At 64.3% G+C, this 16,219-nt stretch carries 12 protein-coding genes; 2 read left to right on the top strand and 10 right to left on the bottom strand.

The genetic code is table 11. The features are described 5' to 3' along the window. Complete coding sequence (locus DBO86_RS22330) at positions 1-1,614, top strand: 5-oxoprolinase subunit B/C family protein (protein WP_108234874.1); 1,614 nt, start codon at positions 1-3, stop codon at positions 1,612-1,614. Next, on the top strand, positions 1,611-3,341 hold the full coding sequence (locus DBO86_RS22335) for an acetyl/propionyl/methylcrotonyl-CoA carboxylase subunit alpha (protein ID WP_108234875.1): 1,731 nt from the start codon (positions 1,611-1,613) through the stop codon (positions 3,339-3,341). The genes DBO86_RS22330 and DBO86_RS22335 overlap by 4 nt, the downstream gene beginning before the upstream one ends. Before the next feature lie 127 nt (positions 3,342-3,468). Here DBO86_RS22335 and trpE read toward each other — a convergent pair whose 3' ends face one another. The 10 genes from trpE to DBO86_RS22385 all read right to left on the bottom strand — a co-directional run bounded on the left by trpE (position 3,469) and on the right by DBO86_RS22385 (position 16,171). Next, positions 3,469-4,947, bottom strand: a complete 1,479-nt coding sequence (gene trpE, locus DBO86_RS22340; RefSeq protein WP_108234876.1) for an anthranilate synthase component I — start codon at positions 4,945-4,947, stop codon at positions 3,469-3,471. 274 nt (positions 4,948-5,221) lie between these two features. Further along, the gene (locus DBO86_RS22345) at positions 5,222-5,902 is read right to left on the bottom strand and encodes a phosphoglycolate phosphatase (RefSeq protein WP_108234877.1); all 681 of its coding nucleotides are present in this window, start codon (positions 5,900-5,902) and stop codon (positions 5,222-5,224) included. Next, on the bottom strand, positions 5,899-6,573 hold the full coding sequence (rpe, locus tag DBO86_RS22350; RefSeq protein ID WP_108234878.1) for a ribulose-phosphate 3-epimerase: 675 nt from the start codon (positions 6,571-6,573) through the stop codon (positions 5,899-5,901). Before rpe ends, DBO86_RS22345 begins: the two co-directional genes overlap by 4 nt. A gap of 358 nt (positions 6,574-6,931) precedes the next feature. After that, complete coding sequence (gene gabD / locus DBO86_RS22355; protein WP_108234879.1) at positions 6,932-8,392, bottom strand: NADP-dependent succinate-semialdehyde dehydrogenase; 1,461 nt, start codon at positions 8,390-8,392, stop codon at positions 6,932-6,934. 62 nt (positions 8,393-8,454) lie between these two features. Further along, positions 8,455-9,834 (bottom strand): hypothetical protein, encoded by a 1,380-nt coding sequence (locus DBO86_RS22360; protein ID WP_108234880.1) that lies wholly within the window; start codon positions 9,832-9,834, stop codon positions 8,455-8,457. 77 nt (positions 9,835-9,911) lie between these two features. Then, the gene (locus DBO86_RS22365) at positions 9,912-11,060 is read right to left on the bottom strand and encodes an iron-containing alcohol dehydrogenase (protein WP_003463513.1); all 1,149 of its coding nucleotides are present in this window, start codon (positions 11,058-11,060) and stop codon (positions 9,912-9,914) included. Positions 11,061-11,237: 177 nt separating this feature from the next. Continuing rightward, positions 11,238-12,602, bottom strand: coding sequence for a sigma-54 interaction domain-containing protein (locus tag DBO86_RS22370; protein ID WP_108234881.1), 1,365 nt, complete (start codon positions 12,600-12,602; stop codon positions 11,238-11,240). A 104-nt stretch (positions 12,603-12,706) separates the two neighbouring features. Then, positions 12,707-13,534: an ABC transporter permease gene (locus tag DBO86_RS22375; RefSeq protein WP_108234882.1), complete on the bottom strand. Its 828-nt coding sequence runs from the start codon at positions 13,532-13,534 to the stop codon at positions 12,707-12,709. Between the two features lie 203 nt (positions 13,535-13,737). Next, on the bottom strand, positions 13,738-14,985 hold the full coding sequence (locus DBO86_RS22380) for an ABC transporter permease (protein ID WP_108234883.1): 1,248 nt from the start codon (positions 14,983-14,985) through the stop codon (positions 13,738-13,740). A gap of 154 nt (positions 14,986-15,139) precedes the next feature. After that, positions 15,140-16,171 carry an ABC transporter substrate-binding protein gene (locus DBO86_RS22385; RefSeq protein ID WP_108234884.1) on the bottom strand — a complete coding sequence of 344 codons (1,032 nt, stop codon included), beginning with the start codon at positions 16,169-16,171 and terminating at the stop codon, positions 15,140-15,142. Positions 16,172-16,219: the final 48 nt, after the last annotated feature.

The following is a 16,219-nucleotide window of genomic DNA, read 5'->3' on the forward strand; positions in this document are numbered from 1 at the left end:
GTGCGTTTTCTCCCAGCCAACCTCGATACGCTGCTCGTCGAACTGCAGGACCTCGACGAAACCCTGGCGCTGTTCGACGCGCTGCAGGCCGAGCCTATCGCCGGGGTCGAGGAAATCGTCCCGGCGGCGCGTACCCTGCTGATCCAGTATCGGCTCAGCGCCATCGACCGCCAGGCGTTGATCGATAATCTGGCCCGCCGCGACCTGAGCCGGCGCAGCTCCCGCGAGAGCCGCCGCGTGGAAATTCCCGTGCACTACAATGGCGAGGACCTCGATGAGGTCGCTGAGTTGCTCAGCATCAGCCGTGAGGAAGTGGTACGCCGCCACACCAGCGCCGATTACGAAGTGGCTTTCTGCGGCTTCGCCCCCGGCTTCGGGTACCTGACCGGCGGCGCCGACTTCCAGGTGCCGCGCCGGCAGACGCCGCGCACGCGCATTCCAGCCGGCGCCGTGGCCCTGGCGGGCAACTTCAGCGGCGTGTATCCCAAGGCCAGCCCCGGTGGCTGGCAGATCATCGGCGTCACACCGTTGCAGATGTGGGATTTGCAGCGCGACGAGCCGGCTCTGCTGCGCCCTGGCTACAAGGTGCGTTTTGTGGATGCCGGCCCGCTGCCAGCAGGTGGTCTGCCCGCCCATAAACAAACGACAGCCAGCAAGCCGCCGGCCGGTGCCCATCTTGAAATTCTCAGCCCCGGCCTGCAAACGGTGCTGCAGGATCTTGGCCGCGCAGGTCATACCGACCAGGGCGTGTCGATGTCCGGCGCCCTGGATCGCGGTGCCCTACGCGCGGCCAATCGCACAGTGGGCAATGACTCGGCCTGCGCCTGCCTGGAAGTGGTGCTCGGCGGTCTGAGCTTCGTCTGCCACGGTCGCACGCTCATCGCCATTACCGGCGCGCAAACGCCCATCACCGTCACCACCGCCAGCGGCCTGCAATGGCAGCCCGGTAATTACCAGCCTATCGAACTGGATGACGGCGACCGCGTCAGCCTCGGCGCGCCCCAGGCCGGGCTGCGCAGCTACCTGGCGATTCGCGGTGGCTTTCAGGTGGCGCCGGTGCTGGGCAGTTTGTCCTACGACAGCCTGGCCCAGGTCGGCCCGCCGCCGCTCAAGGCTGGCGACCGTCTTGCCTTCGACGCAATCAGCGCTGGCACCAGCGTCTCTATCAGCGAAGGCCCGGCATTCGAGCTGCCGACCAGCAAGGACGTGATCACCCTGGATGTAGTGATGGGCCCGCGCAGCGACTGGTTCACCCCGGCGGCCATCGAACGCCTGAGCAGCCAGCTGTGGCGCGTCACCCCGCAATCCAACCGGGTCGGCATTCGCCTCGAGGGCGAGGTGCCGCTGGAGCGCTGCAACCATGACGAGTTGCCCACCGAAGGCACTTCACTGGGCGCCATACAGGTGCCCGCGAGCGGCCAGCCGGTGCTGTTTCTCGCCGACCACCCGCTGACCGGCGGCTACCCGGTGATTGCCGCCGTGGCCAGCCACCACTTGGATCTGGCCGGGCAAATCCCGATCAACGCGCAGATCCGCTTCAACCCGATCGAGGCGTTCGCCGAACTCGAGCCCGACGCCTCCCATCTCACTGCCGATGCGAAGAACCAACCATGAAAAAAGTCCTGATCGCCAACCGTGGTGAAATCGCCGTGCGTATCGCCCGCGCCTGCCGTGATTACGGTGTAGCCTCCGTGGCCGTGTACGCCAATGCCGATATCGACGCCCTGCATGTGCGCCAGGCCGACGAAGCCTATGGGCTGGACGGCGAGCGCCCGGCCGACACCTACCTGAATATCGACAAGCTGCTGACTATCGCCAAGCGCGCCGGTGCCGATGCTGTACATCCCGGCTACGGCTTTCTCTCCGAGCGTGCCGACTTCGCCCGCGCCGTACAAGGCGCCGGGCTGATCTGGATCGGCCCGAACCCGGAAACCATCGATGTGCTCGGCGACAAGGTCGAAGCTCGCAAGCTCGCCCAGCAGGTCGGCGCGCCCCTGGTGGCCGGCACGCCCGGCCCGGTGCAGAGCGCCGCCGAGGTGCTGGCCTTCGCCGAACAGCATGACCTGCCGATCGCCATCAAGGCCGCATTCGGCGGCGGCGGACGCGGCATGAAGGTCGCCTGGCGCATGGACGAAGTGGCCGAGCTGTATGCCTCGGCAGTGCGTGAAGCCGAAGCCGCCTTCGGGCGCGGCGAATGCTTCGTCGAGCAGTTCCTCGACCGCCCGCGCCATATCGAAGCCCAGGTGATCGCCGATAGTCACGGCAACGTGGTGGTAGTCGGCACCCGCGACTGCTCGCTGCAACGCCGCAACCAGAAGCTGGTGGAAGAAGCGCCAGCACCGTTCATCACCGATGAGCAGCGCCAGCGCATTCACCAGTCCGCCCACGCCATCTGTGCGAAGGCCGGCTATGTCGGCGCCGGCACCGTGGAATACCTGCTCAGCGCCGATGGCACACTGTCATTCCTGGAGGTGAACACCCGCCTGCAGGTCGAACACCCGGTCACCGAGGAAACCGCCGGCGTCGATCTGGTCATCGAGCAATTGCGCATTGCCGACGGCCTGCCGCTGTCGTTCAGTGAAACACCGACGCCACGCGGCCACAGCTTCGAGTTCCGCATCAACGCCGAGGATGCCGGCAAGGGCTTTCTGCCCACCCCCGGCAAGATCAGCGAATTCCGCGCCCCGAGCGGCCCCGGCGTACGCCTGGACAGCGGCGTGGAAAGTGGCTCGATGGTGCCCGGCACCTTCGACTCGATGATGGCCAAGCTGATCGTCACCGGCGCCACCCGCGAGCAGGCCATCACCCGCGCACGCCGCGCCCTGGCCGAGTTCAAGATCGACGGCATCGCCTCGGTGCTGCCCTTCCATCGCGCGGTGATGGATCACGCCGATTTCACCGGCGGGCATTTCGCCGTGCACACCCGCTGGATCGAAACCGACTTCGCCGAGCAGATCACCCTGGCGCCGCGCACCTTGTCGGTGGCCGGCGACGCGGTGTTGCGCACCTTCATCGAGATCGACGGCAAGCGCCATGAACTGGGCCTGCCCAGCGCCCTGCTGCAAGGCCTGGCGCCATTGGGCGGTAACGTCCAGGCGGCGCCTCAGGCCTCGGCACATGCCGCCGAAAAAGGCCTGGTCAGCGCACCGATCTCCGGCAACCTGCATGCCTGGCTGGCCGAAGACGGCGCTCAGGTCAAAGCCGGCGACGTGATCGCGGTGATGGAGGCGATGAAGATGGAAACCCAGGTCACCGCGCCGACGGACGGCACCCTGCGCATTCGTGAGCAGGCCGGCGCTTATCTGGACGCCGGAGCGGCGCTGGCCAAGCTCGAGGGCTGAGATCGGCCCCAGGTATCACTGCGCTCCACCCAGGCTGCGGTTTGTCTGTAGGAGCCGGCTTGCCGGCGATGCTCTTAAAACGTATCGCCAGCAAGCCGGCTCCTACATCAAAACGACTTATGCTGCCTCAGCGCGAGCCCTGTTCCGCCAGGGCCACGGCCTTGAACATGGCGCGGCGCTTGTTCAGGGTTTCTTCCCACTCAAGGGCTGGCACCGAGTCAGCAACGATGCCGGCGCCGGCCTGGACGTGCAGCTCGCCGTCCTTGATCACGGCGGTACGAATGGCAATCGCCGTGTCCATATTGCCGTTCCAGGCGTAGTAACCGACCGCACCGCCGTAGACGCCGCGCTTGACCGGCTCCAGCTCGTCGATGATTTCCATCGCGCGGATCTTCGGCGCACCGGACAACGTGCCGGCCGGCAGGATGGCGCGCAGGGCATCCATCGAAGTCAGGCCTTTCTTCAGCTCGCCGGTGACGTTGGAAACGATGTGCATGACGTTGGAATAGCGCTCGATGACCATCTTCTCGGTCAGTTTCACCGAGCCGATTTCCGAGACGCGCCCAGTGTCGTTGCGGCCAAGGTCGATCAGCATCAGGTGCTCGGCGACTTCCTTGGCATCGGCCAGCAGATCTTCTTCCAGCGCCAGGTCCTGCTCCTCGGTGGCGCCGCGCGGGCGAGTGCCGGCGATGGGCCGCACGGTTACCAGGTTGTCCTCGACGCGCACCAGCACTTCGGGCGACGAACCCACCACGTGGAAGTCGCCGAAGTTGAAGAAGTACATGTAAGGCGTCGGATTGATGCAGCGCAGCGCGCGGTACAGATCAATGGGCGCCGCTTTGAACGGAATCGACATGCGCTGGGAAATCACCACCTGCATGCAGTCTCCGGCCAGGATGTAGTCCTTGATGGCGCTGACCGAGCGTTCGTAATCCTCGCGGCTGAAGCTGGAGCGAAACGCTGGCTCCGCGCCTGCCGGCTTGTTCAGATCCACACCCAGACGCGGTGTAAACGGCTGACGCAGCTTATGCAGGATTTCCTGCAGTTGCGCCTGGCCACGCTCGAAGGCGTCCGCCTCGGCCGGGTCAGCCAGCACGATGGCGTGCATCTTGCCCGCCAGGTTGTCGAACACCACCACGGCATCGGAGACGTTGAGCAGAATGTCCGGCGTGCCCAGCGCATCGGGGTTCCCCCCGGCAGCCAGCTTGGGCTCGACGTAACGCACGCTGTCGTAGGCGAAGTAACCGACCAGGCCGCCATTGAAGCGCGGCAAGCCGGCGATGGTCGGCACCTTGTAGCGCGCCTTGAACTGCTCGACGAAGGCCAGCGGATCGGCGCACTCGTGACGCTCGACCTCGACGCCGTCGGTGGTGATCACCACCTCATGTCCGTGCACACGCAGTACGGTGCGCGCCGGCAGGCCGATGATCGAGTACCGGCCCCATTTCTCGCCGCCCTGCACCGATTCAAGCAGGTAGGAGTTGGGCGCATCGGCCAGTTTCAGGTAGATCGACAGCGGCGTGTCGAAGTCGGCGATGGTTTCGCAGGCAAGCGGAATGCGGTTGTAGCCTTCAGCGGCTAAACGCAGGAATTCTTCATGGGTCATGATCAGCCTCATGGCTCGGGGTAAACGGTCGGGTGCAAACGGGCCGCGCAGCGGCGGCAGGACGGGATCAGGCGCGCCAGCGCCAACGGGCCAGAGCCTTGATCACTTTCATCCAGAGTTTGCAGCTGACCACCACGGTGCGATCTCGACAGGCGGGGAATAGGGAGAGCGACCAAGGTAGCGCAGCCGCTCAGGCTAAGCAACCCGTAGGAGCCCGCTTGCGGGCGATCAACCGAATCATCGCCCGCAAGCGGGCTCCTACGCACAAATGCGATTACAGCAACTCGGCCAGGCTATGGACCACCAGACTCGGCTCTTCCTCGGCAATCGGGCGACCATGGTTGTAGCCATAGCTCACTGCGATGCAAGGTACGCCCGCAGCGCGCGCGGCCAGCACGTCGTTGCGCGAGTCGCCGACGAACAACGCTTGCGCCGCCTCGACCCCAGCCAGGTGCATCACCTGCAGTAGCGCCGCAGGGTCCGGCTTCTGCTGCGGCAGGGTATCGCCGCCAATGATCCAGCGGAAATAACCGCCGAGACCCACCTGCTCCAGCAACGGCGCGACGAAACGCTCCGGCTTGTTGGTCACCACCGCCAGTTCCACGGCTGCAGTGCTGAGCGCCTCGAGCAACTCGTGCACACCGGGATAGAGTGCGGTCAGGTTATGACAGTCGGCGTAGATATCGAGAAAGCGCGCCAGCGCCTCTTCCGTCTCGGCTTCACCCACGGCGGCGTGATCCAGACCACCGGCCAGGGCACGGCGCACCAGCACCCGCGCGCCGTTGCCGACCCAGTCACGCACGTTTTCAACGCCAGCCGGTGGGCGACCCAGCTCGACCAGCATGCGGTCAACCGCTGCGGCCAGATCGGGCACCGAGTCAATCAGCGTGCCGTCCAGGTCGAACATCACCAGGCGCGGCAACTCGCCGCCGCACAGCGCGCGCAGCGGTTTCATCCACGCACCTGGGCCAGTTCGGCACGCATGGCGTCGATCACGGTTTTGTAGTCCGGCTGGTTGAAGATCGCCGAGCCGGCGACGAAGGTGTCGGCACCCGCCTCGGCGATCTCGCGGATGTTCTGTACATTGACGCCGCCGTCGATCTCCAGGCGGATCTCGCGACCGCTGGCATCGATCAGCGCACGGGCCTCACGCAGCTTGTCGAGGGTGCCGGGGATGAACTTCTGCCCGCCGAAACCGGGGTTGACGCTCATCAGCAGAATCATGTCGACCTTGTCCATCACGTACTTGAGCACGTCCAGCGGGGTGGCCGGATTGAACACCAGACCCGCCTTGGCGCCGCCGGCCTTGATCAGTTGCAGCGAGCGGTCGACGTGCTCGGAGGCTTCCGGGTGGAAAGTGATGTAGCTGGCGCCAGCTTCAATGAAGTCGCCAATGATGCGATCCACCGGCTTGACCATCAGGTGTGCGTCGATCGGCGCGGTAATGCCGTACTTGCGCAGCGCCGCGCAGACCATCGGGCCGATGGTCAGGTTGGGCACGTAGTGGTTGTCCATGACATCGAAGTGGACGATGTCCGCCCCGGCGGCGAGTACGTTGTCCACTTCCTCACCCAGGCGGGCGAAGTCAGCGGAAAGGATCGACGGGGCGATGGCGAAGGGTTGCATGGCGCACCTCTGAGAACCGATTTGGGATCTCGCGAGCTAGAGCCGGGCTAGGCAAAAACTGGCGAGAACGTAACGAAGTGAAGTAACAGCCGCAGGCTGGCCCGTAGGGGGAGCGCAGCGAATCAAGCGGAGTTTACTGAAGTAAATGAGCATTCCGAGCCTGTTTTTAACGACGGCTGGCCGACGCGCAGCAGATCGCAAACGGTTCGTAGTGCTGGATAACGGTGGCGCGCATTGTAACGGCTGTGGCGCCCTTGATCGACAAGCGCAGGAGACAGTGGGAGGCGCTTCAGCGGCGAGCGTCTGGCTTTGTGCCAAGCCAGTCGCGGCTAAAGCCCCCCCACGATAGCGACCTGATTCAGATACCGCCGAGGCAGAGGTACTTGATCTCCAGGTACTCATCCAAGCCGTATTTGGAGCCTTCACGACCGAGGCCGGAGGCTTTCATGCCACCGAAAGGCGCTACCTCGTTGGAGATCAGCCCGGTGTTGATGCCGACCATGCCGTACTCCAGCGCTTCGGCGACACGGAAGGTGCGCCCCAAGTCGCGGGTATAGAAGTAGCCGGCCAGGCCGAACTCGGTGTCGTTGGCCTGGCGTACCACCTCGGCTTCGTCGTTGAAGCGGAACAGTGGCGCCAGCGGACCGAAGGTTTCTTCACGGGCCACACGCATATCAGGGGTGACGTCGGTGATGACCGTCGGCTCGAAAAAGTGCCCGCCCAGCTCATGCGCCTTGCCGCCCTGCAGCACCTTGGCGCCCTTCTCCAGCGCATCGGCCAGATGTGCCTGCACCTTGGCCACGGCATTGCCGTCGATCAACGGCCCAATGACGACGCCTGCTTCATCACCCGGGCCAACCCGCAGTTTGGCCACGGCCGCAGCCAGCTTTTCGGCAAAGGCATCGTAGACGGCCTCGTGTACATACAGGCGATTGGCGCAGACGCAGGTCTGCCCGGCGTTGCGGTACTTGGCCACCAGCGCGCCTTCGACCGCTGCGTCGAGATCGGCATCCTCGAAGACGATGAACGGCGCATTGCCGCCCAGCTCCAGCGAAAGTTTCTTCAGGGTCGGAGCGCATTGCTCCATCAGCTTGATGCCAACGCCGGTGGAGCCGGTGAACGACAACTTGCGCACGATGGGGTTGGCGCACAGCTCGGCGCCGACTTCGCGGGAACGCTCGGCATCGGCCGGCAGTACGCTGAACAGCCCGGCCGGGATGCCCGCGCGCTCGGCCAGCACAGCCAGCGCCAGGGCACTGAACGGTGTCTGCGGCGCCGGCTTGAGCACCATGGCGCAGCCAGCGGCCAGCGCCGGACCGGCCTTGCGGGTGATCATCGCCGCCGGGAAGTTCCAGGGCGTGATCGCCGCGGTCACGCCAATGGGCTCCTTGGTCACGATCAGGCGCTTGTCCGGCTGGTGGCCTGGGATGGTGTCGCCGTAGACGCGCTTGGCTTCCTCGGCGAACCATTCGATGAAGGATGCCGCGTAAAGCACCTCACCGCGCGCCTCGGTCAGCGGCTTACCCTGCTCGGCCGTCATGATCCGCGCCAGGTCTTCCTGATTGGCCAGCATCAACTCGTACCATTTGCGCAGCCGCGCCGCCCGCTCCTTGGCCGTCAGCGCACGCCAGGCGGGCTGGGCAGCCTGCGCCGCCTCGATGGCCTGACGGGTCTGCGCGCCACCGATGTTCGGCACCACGCCCAGCGACTCGCCGTTGGCAGGATTGAAGATTTCAGTCACATCGCCATTGCTGGCGTCGCACCATTGGCCGTCGATATAGGCCTGATGGCGCAGCAGATCGGGATCGTTCAGTTGCATGATTTTCTCCTGCTGCCGAGGGCGGAGATCACCCCTCGGCTGAATTAGGGATTGCACAGGCCTCACTCGGCGGGCGGCAGATCCTTGGTGAAGGTCTGGTCGTTCTCGCCGCGGAACATCCGTGCCCCATAGATCAGCGCGCACAGACCGACGCCGATGGCGAAGGCCCAGCCGGCGCCTTTGATCGCCAGTACCGCGCCGATCACGCCGGCAATGCCCAGGTCACGCTGGCTGCGCGCCTCCATGATGCCCAGGCGCACGCTGACGTAGCCCTGGATCAGCAGGGTCAGCGCCAGCGCCACACCGAGAATCGGCTGCACCAGGGTCACCACCGGCAACAGCAGCAGACCGGTGTTGGTGCCCCAACGGAACGAGCCGACGCCGCCGTAGATGGATTTCATCGCCTTGGCGCCACCCTTGAAGCGTTCGGTGATCACCACCTGCATGGCGGACCACTGCGGACCACACACGGCCACGTCCGGCCCGAAGATGCTCATGAAGGCATTGCGCCCACCGAAGATCAGGTGCGAGCGGTCGGGGTTGAAGTCGACCTTCTCGTCACGGCGCACATGGTCGGCTTCGCCGAGGATCGCCTTGGCGCCGAGCACGTCGCCGAACACCACCAGATAGGCGGCGAACACGGTGGGAATGGCGGTGATGAACATCATCAGCGGCGGCATGCCCAGACCGAACACCGTGTATTCGTTGAACAGGGTGACGAAGTCCGGCTGGCTGAAGCCCCACTCGATGCTCGGCCACGGCGCCTCACCGAAGATCGGCGCGACGATCACCGCCAGCAGGATGATCGGGAAGATGCCCAGCTTGGCGAAGTTCCACCAGAAGCGGTTGCGCTTCTTCAGCTCCTGGAAATGGATGGAAAACACCAGGTAAAAGGCGATGCCGACGGCGATGGAGATGGTCCAGGGGAAGGCGTCGAAGCGCCCGCCTTCCTTGAACACCGTCACCACCGCACTAAGGCCGGCGCCCATGATGATGCCGGCCTTGAGCGCCGAGGGCACCAGCGACACCACCTTGCGCGCCATGCCGGTCATGCCCAGGCCGATGGAAAATATCCCCAGCATCAACTGGAAGGCAATCAGCGCATGCACCCGCTCCGGGCCCTCCGGGAACTGGCTGCAGTAGGCCATCAGCAGTGGGATCGCCGGGGTGATCCAGCCCGGAACGACCGGATCGCCCAGCAAATGGTGAGTCAAGTACAGCAGGCCATTGAGCATGACCACTGCCAGCGCCACCTCGAAGGGCATGCCGAGGAATTCGGTCATCAGCGGAATCGCCGCCAGATCCACCGCGCACATGAGCAGGCCCTGCATGTAGTCGGAGATTTCAAAGCGGTAATGAATGAAAGGCAGACGCACCTTGAATGGCCCCACCGGCCAGTAGGGGGCTTCCACACCAAGGTCTTGTTGATGCAGTTCGGACATTTGAGTCACCCAGCTTTATTAGAGTTGTATTTCAGCCGGCCCCAGTACACTGGGGCCTTTCATCTTCGTTGCGGTAATCAGTAGGCGGCGCGGTAGATCTGCTCGATATCGCCGGCCGTCAGGCGGCGCGGGTTGTTGCGCATCAGGCGGTCGATCTTGCTGGCCTCTTCGGCCATGGCCGGGATGGCATCTTCCGGCACGCCGAAGCTGCGCATGCCCTTGGGAATGTCGACGCTGGCGCACAGCTCGGCCATGGCCTCGACGGCCAGGTCGGCGGCGGCCTTGTCGCTCAGGCCATGGGTTTGCACACCGAGAGCAGCAGCGATCTCGGCCATGCGCTCGACGCAGGCCAGCTTGTTCCAGGCCATCACGTAAGGCAGCAGCAAGGCATTGCTGACGCCATGAGCGATATTGAAGCGACCGCCCAGCGGATAGGCCAGCGCATGCACGGCGCCCACGCCGGCATTGCCGAAGGCCATACCGGCCATCAGGCTGGCGGTGGCCATGTCTTCGCGAGCGAGCAGGTCAGCCGGATTGGCATAGGCCTTGGGCAACGCCTTGGCGATCAGCTTGATTGCGCCGATGGCCAGGGCGTCGGTGATCGGCGAGGCATTCACCGACAGGTAGGACTCCACCGCGTGCACCAAGGCATCGACGCCACTGGCGGCGGTCACGCCACGCGGGCAGGTCAGGGTCATCAGCGGGCTAACCAGCGCCACGTCGGGCAGCAGGTAATCGCTGACGATGCCCTTTTTCAGTTGCGCCTGCTTATCGGAGAGGATCGACACGTTGGTCACTTCCGAGCCGGTGCCGGCGGTGGTCGGAATGGCAATCAGCGGCGGGCCTTTACGTTTGATCTGATCGACGCCGAACAACTCTTCCAATGCACCGTCATGCCCGACATAGCCAGCCACCGCCTTGGCGATATCGATGGCGCTGCCGCCACCGACGCCGATCAGGCCATCGTGGCCGCCGTCGCGATAGACCTTGGCGCAGGCTTCGACGATGGCGATCTCCGGCTCCGGCTCGACACCGTCATAGATGCCATAGCGGCGCTCGCCGAGTTGCTTGAGGACATGCTCGACCGTACCGGACTTGATCAGGATGGCGTCGGTGACGATCAGCGGGTTGGTGATATTCAGTCGAGACAGCTCGAGAGCCAGTTGCTCCACGGCACCCTGGCCGGTCAGTAGCTTGTTGGCGATCTTGAATGCGGCAGTGTTCATCAGCAGGCCCCTTGTGCGTTGTTGTGCTGAGCGGGTTCGGGGCTTGCCATAGCCAATCCTGTGCCAGCTCGCTGAAAGCGGCGTGCTAGAAGGCTTGCGTCGATTTGTCACAGCGCGCAGCGGGTTGCGCTTGATCAGAAAACCAATCAAATGAGCCTTTTACGATCCATTTTCCAATCAACCCTGCTCCCAGCGCTTCATCTTCTGCACCAGCGTCGCCTGGCTCAGACCGAGCACCTTGGCCGCTTCACGGGTGGTCTTGTGCTGCATCAGGGCGCGGCGGATGAGGCGCCGCTCGAGGTTCTCCACCTGCTTGCGCAATGGCAGCAGGTCGTCGACATCGCTGCGAGCGACGCGCATTTCCTCCGGCAGATCGCACAGCTCGATGCGTTCACCACTGCAGGTCACCACCAGGCGCTCGACCAGATTGATCAGCTCACGGATGTTGCCGGGCCAGGCGTAGTCGGTCAGTGCATCGAGCGCTTCGAGTTCCCAGCTCAGCGCTCGACCATAACGCTGGTTGAACTCGGCCAGGTAGAAATCCAGCAGCGGCTGAATTTCCTCGGGGCGCTCGCGCAGCGCCGGGATGTGGATCGGCACGACGTTGAGGCGGTAGTAGAGGTCGGCGCGAAAGCGGCCCTCGGCGACCATCGTGCGCAGGTCGTGGTGGGTGGCGGTGATGATGCGCACGTCCACCTCCTTCAACTCCAGGCCACCAACCGGAATGAAGCGGCTCTCCTCGATCACCTTGAGCAGCTTGACCTGCAGCGGCAGCGGCAGATCGCCGATCTCATCGAGAAAAACCGTGCCCTGGTGCGCCAGCTCCAGCAGGCCGCGCTTGCCCTTGCTGCCGGCGCCAGTGAACGCGCCCGGCACATAGCCGAACAACTCGGCCTCGATCAGGTTCTCCGGCAGCGCACCGCAGTTCAGCGCCAGGAACGGCTGCGCCGCGCGCGGGCTGCTCTTGTGGATGTACTGGGCGATCAGGGTCTTGCCGACGCCGGTTTCCCCTTGCAACAGCACCTTCACGTCGCTGGCCGCGACCTGCCGCGCCTGCATGAAGACGCGCCCGGAGGTGGGCTGATCGGCGACTGGCGAGGCATCGAGCAGATCGTCACGCTGCCCGGCATGCAGCTTGGCCGTGCTGTTGCGCAGCTGCTTGAGTTGCTGCAGCTCGTCGCGCTCGTGCTTCATGCGCAGCAGCTCGGTCATGTCGCGCACGGTAATGACCACGTAGCGCACGCGTCCATCGGAGGCGAAGATCGGCGTACCACTGACCAGCAGGCGTTTGCCCTGGCTGACGCTCTGCATCAGCGACAGCGCCTTGCCTTCCTTGAGCACGCGCAAGGACACCGACTGCGAGATCACACCCCGCTCTACCAGCGCCTGCATGTGCTGGCCGACGACGTCCTCGGCACGCAGCCCGGTCAGGCGCTCATAGGCACTGTTGACCTTTAGGGTGATGCCATCGGCGTCGGTGATGTAGACGCCATCGTGCAACGCGTCGATCAGTTCACGAAAACCGGGATCATCGAAGTCCATCTGGCCGCCTTGTTGGGACAGGAGAAACTGCACATTCTACGCCCGAAAACGAGCAAGGCCCCGCCGGTTTCCCGGCGAGGCCCTGAGCATGCAGCTGCAGCGATTTATTCCGGCGCCGAAGTTCGCAGCTTCTCGCTACGCCCACGCAGCCACTCCAGGGTCAGCAGCAGCAGGATGGAGAAGCCGATCAGCAGCGTGGCGGCGGCAGCGATGGTCGGCGACAGGTTCTCGCGGATACCGCTGAACATCTGCCGCGGCAGGGTGGCCTGCTCGGGGCCGGCGAGGAACAGGGTCACCACCACTTCGTCGAACGAGGTGGCGAAGGCGAACAGCGCACCGGAGATCACGCCCGGCGCGATCAGCGGCAGGGTCACCCGGCGAAACGCCGTCAATGGCGAGGCGCCGAGACTGGCGGCGGCACGCACCAGGTTGTGGTTGAAGCCCTGCAGCGTCGCCGACACGGTGATGATCACGAACGGCACGCCGAGCACTGCGTGCACCAGGATCAGCGACAGGTAGCTGTTGCCCATGCCCAGCGGGGCGAAGAACAGGTAGCTGGCAACACCGATGATCACCACCGGGACGATCATCGGCGAGATCAGCAGGCTCATCACCAGGGCCTTGCCACGGAACTCGCCACGGGTCAGGCCAATGGCGGCCAGGGTGCCGAAGACCATGGCCAACAGGGTGGCGGCCGGGGCGATGATCAGGCTGTTCTTCAGTGAGCGCATCCAGTCGGCGGACATGAAGAAGTCTTCGTACCAGCGCAGCGAGAAGCCCTGCAGCGGGTAGACCAGGAAGGTTCCGGAGTTGAACGACAACGGCACGATCACCAGCACCGGCAGGATCAGAAACAGCAGCACCAGGCCGCAGAGAATGCGCAGACCGTAGTACCAGAGGCGCTCGACGGGGGACATGTAGGGGCTGAGCATGGCTGTGACTCCATTTAGCGTTTAGCTCCCCTCTACCATTTATGGGAGAGGGGCTGGGGGAGAGGGCGCTCTTCATGCGCCCTCCTCCCGAGTTCGGTTACCGAGAAGCAGAGTGCCGAAACAAGCCCCCTCTCCCGCCCTTCGGGCACCCTCTCCCGCAAGCGGGAGAGGGTCATCAGATGGCCTGCTACGCAGGCCGTTTTTTAGCCAAGCCTCAGCTTGCTGGCGCCGAACAGCCAGCTGTACACCACGTAGAGCACCAGCGTCGCGGCCAGCAGCAGGCCGCCGAGGGCCGTGGCCATGCCCCAGTTGATGGTGGTGTTGGTGTAGAAGGCGACGAAATAGCTGATCATCTGGTCGTTCGGGCTGCCCAGCAGCGCCGGGGTGATGTAGTAGCCAATCGACAGGATGAACACCAGCAGGCAACCGGCGCCGACACCGGCCAGGGTCTGCGGGAAATACACCCGCCAGAAGCTGGCGAACGGGTGGCAGCCGAGTGACACCGCCGCACGCATGTAGCTGGGCGAGATGCCCTTCATCACGCTGTAGATCGGCAGGATCATGAACGGCAGCATGATGTGCACCATGGCCACGTACACGCCGCTGCGGTTGAACACCAGTTGCAGCGGTTGCTCGATGATGCCCAGCGATATCAGCGCGCTGTTGATCAACCCTCCTGACTGCAGCAACACGATCCAGGCCGCCACCCGCACCAGAATCGAGGTCCAGAACGGCAGCAGCACCAGAATCATCAGCAGGTTGCCCTGCCGCGTCGGCAGGTTGGCCAGCAGGTAGGCCAGCGGGTAAGCCAGCACCAGGCAGATGGCGGTGATCACCAGGCTCATCCAGAAGGTACGGGCGAAGATGTCCAGATAGATGGCCTGATCCGGCGTGGCCTTGGCCAGTTCGCCGAGGTCGTCGATGCGGTGATCGAGCGCGGCCAACAGGTAATAGGGGGTGACCGACGAGGCATTGCGGCGGATCACCTGCCAGTAGGCGGGATCACCCCAGCGCTCGTCCATATCGAGGAAGGCCTCCTGGTAGGACGCCGGTTCCTCGCTTAGCGGCAGTTTGCGCGCGGTGGCGCTGACCAGGCTGCGAAAGCCCGCCAGTTCCATGTTCAGGCGCTTGGACAGATCGCCCAGGCTCTGGTTACGCCGTGCCTCGAGCATATCACTGGCAATCGCCCGGTATACCGCCTCATCCGGCAGGCCACGGCCATCCCAGGCAGCAATCGCCTCGACGGTGCGCGGCAGGCTGCCGACCACTTCCGGGTTGTCCACACTGCGCAGCAGCAAGGCGCCGATGGGCAGCAGGAAGGTCAGCAAGAGAAACAGCAACAGCGGCAGGATCAGCGCCTTGGACTTCAGGCGATTGAAACGCTCGGCACGGGCCAGTCGCTGCTTCAGGCTTGGCCCGGGCAAATCATTGGCAGGCAGTACGGCGGCCATGGACAACTCCGCAAGCTAAGGCCGCATCTGGCGGCAGAAATTCGGGGATACGACAAACATCGATTGGGCAGCTCCGCCCCCTCATCCGGCGCTATGCGCCACCTTCTCCCGTAGGAGAAGGGGACGAGGAAGGCGTCGCTGCGCGACGCACGGGTTAACGGGCCGCCCAGGCGTTGAAACGCTGCTCCAGCTGCTCGCCGTAGTCAGCCCAGAAGGTCACGTCGATGGCCACCTGGTTGGCGATGTTTTCCGGGGTGGTCGACATCAGGCTCAGACGCTCCGGCGCCAGCAGCTCGATGGCCTGCTTGTTGGCCGGGCCGTAGGCGATGTTCTCCGAGTAGGTCTTCTGCGCTTCGGGTTTGACCGAGAAGGCGATGAACTGCTTGGCCAGCTCGGCGTTCTTGGCGCCACGCGGAATGGCCCAGGAGTCGAAGTCGTAGATGCCGCCGTTCCACACTACTTGTAGGTTGCTTTCGCCCTGCACCGCCGCGATGCGGCCGTTGTAGGCCGAGCTCATCACCACGTCGCCGGAGGCGAGGTACTGCGGCGGCTGAGCGCCGGCCTCCCACCACTGGATATTGGGCTTGAGTTCGTCAAGTTTCTTGAACGCACGATCCTGGCCTTCCTTGGTGGCCAGCACCTTGTATACGTCCTTGACCGGCACGCCGTCGGCCATCAGGGCGAATTCCAGGGTGTACTTGGCGCCCTTGCGCAGGCCGCGCTTGCCCGGGAATTTCGCTACGTCCCAGAAATCGGACCAACTGGTCGGTGCGGCGCTCATTTTGTCGGCGTTGTAGGCCAATACCGTGGACCACACGAAGAAGCCCACGCCGCACGGCTGGATGGCGCCGTCGATGAAGTTGGCTTCATCGCCGAACTGGGCCGGCTCGAGCTCCTCGAACAGACCTTCGTCGCAACCGCGGGCCAGCTCCGGCGACTCCACCTCCACCAGATCCCAGCTCACGCTGCGGGTGTCGACCATGGCTTTGACCTTGGCCATTTCACCGTTGTATTCGCCGCCCAGCACCTTGTTGCCGGTTTCCTTCTCGAAAGGTTCGTAGAAGGCCTTGACCTGCGCCGCCTTGTTCGCGCCGCCGAAGGAAACCACGGTTAGGTCCACCGCCAGTACCGGCATGGCACAGCTAACGCCCAGGGCCAACGCCGCGAGCTTCAGGGATTTCGTCATTCTTATCAGCTCCTCTGTGTTACGGGGTAAAGGTGAAGCACTGCGCGA

It is taken from the genome of Ectopseudomonas oleovorans, from assembly GCF_003052605.1.
GTDB classification, from domain to species: domain Bacteria; phylum Pseudomonadota; class Gammaproteobacteria; order Pseudomonadales; family Pseudomonadaceae; genus Aquipseudomonas; species Aquipseudomonas oleovorans_A.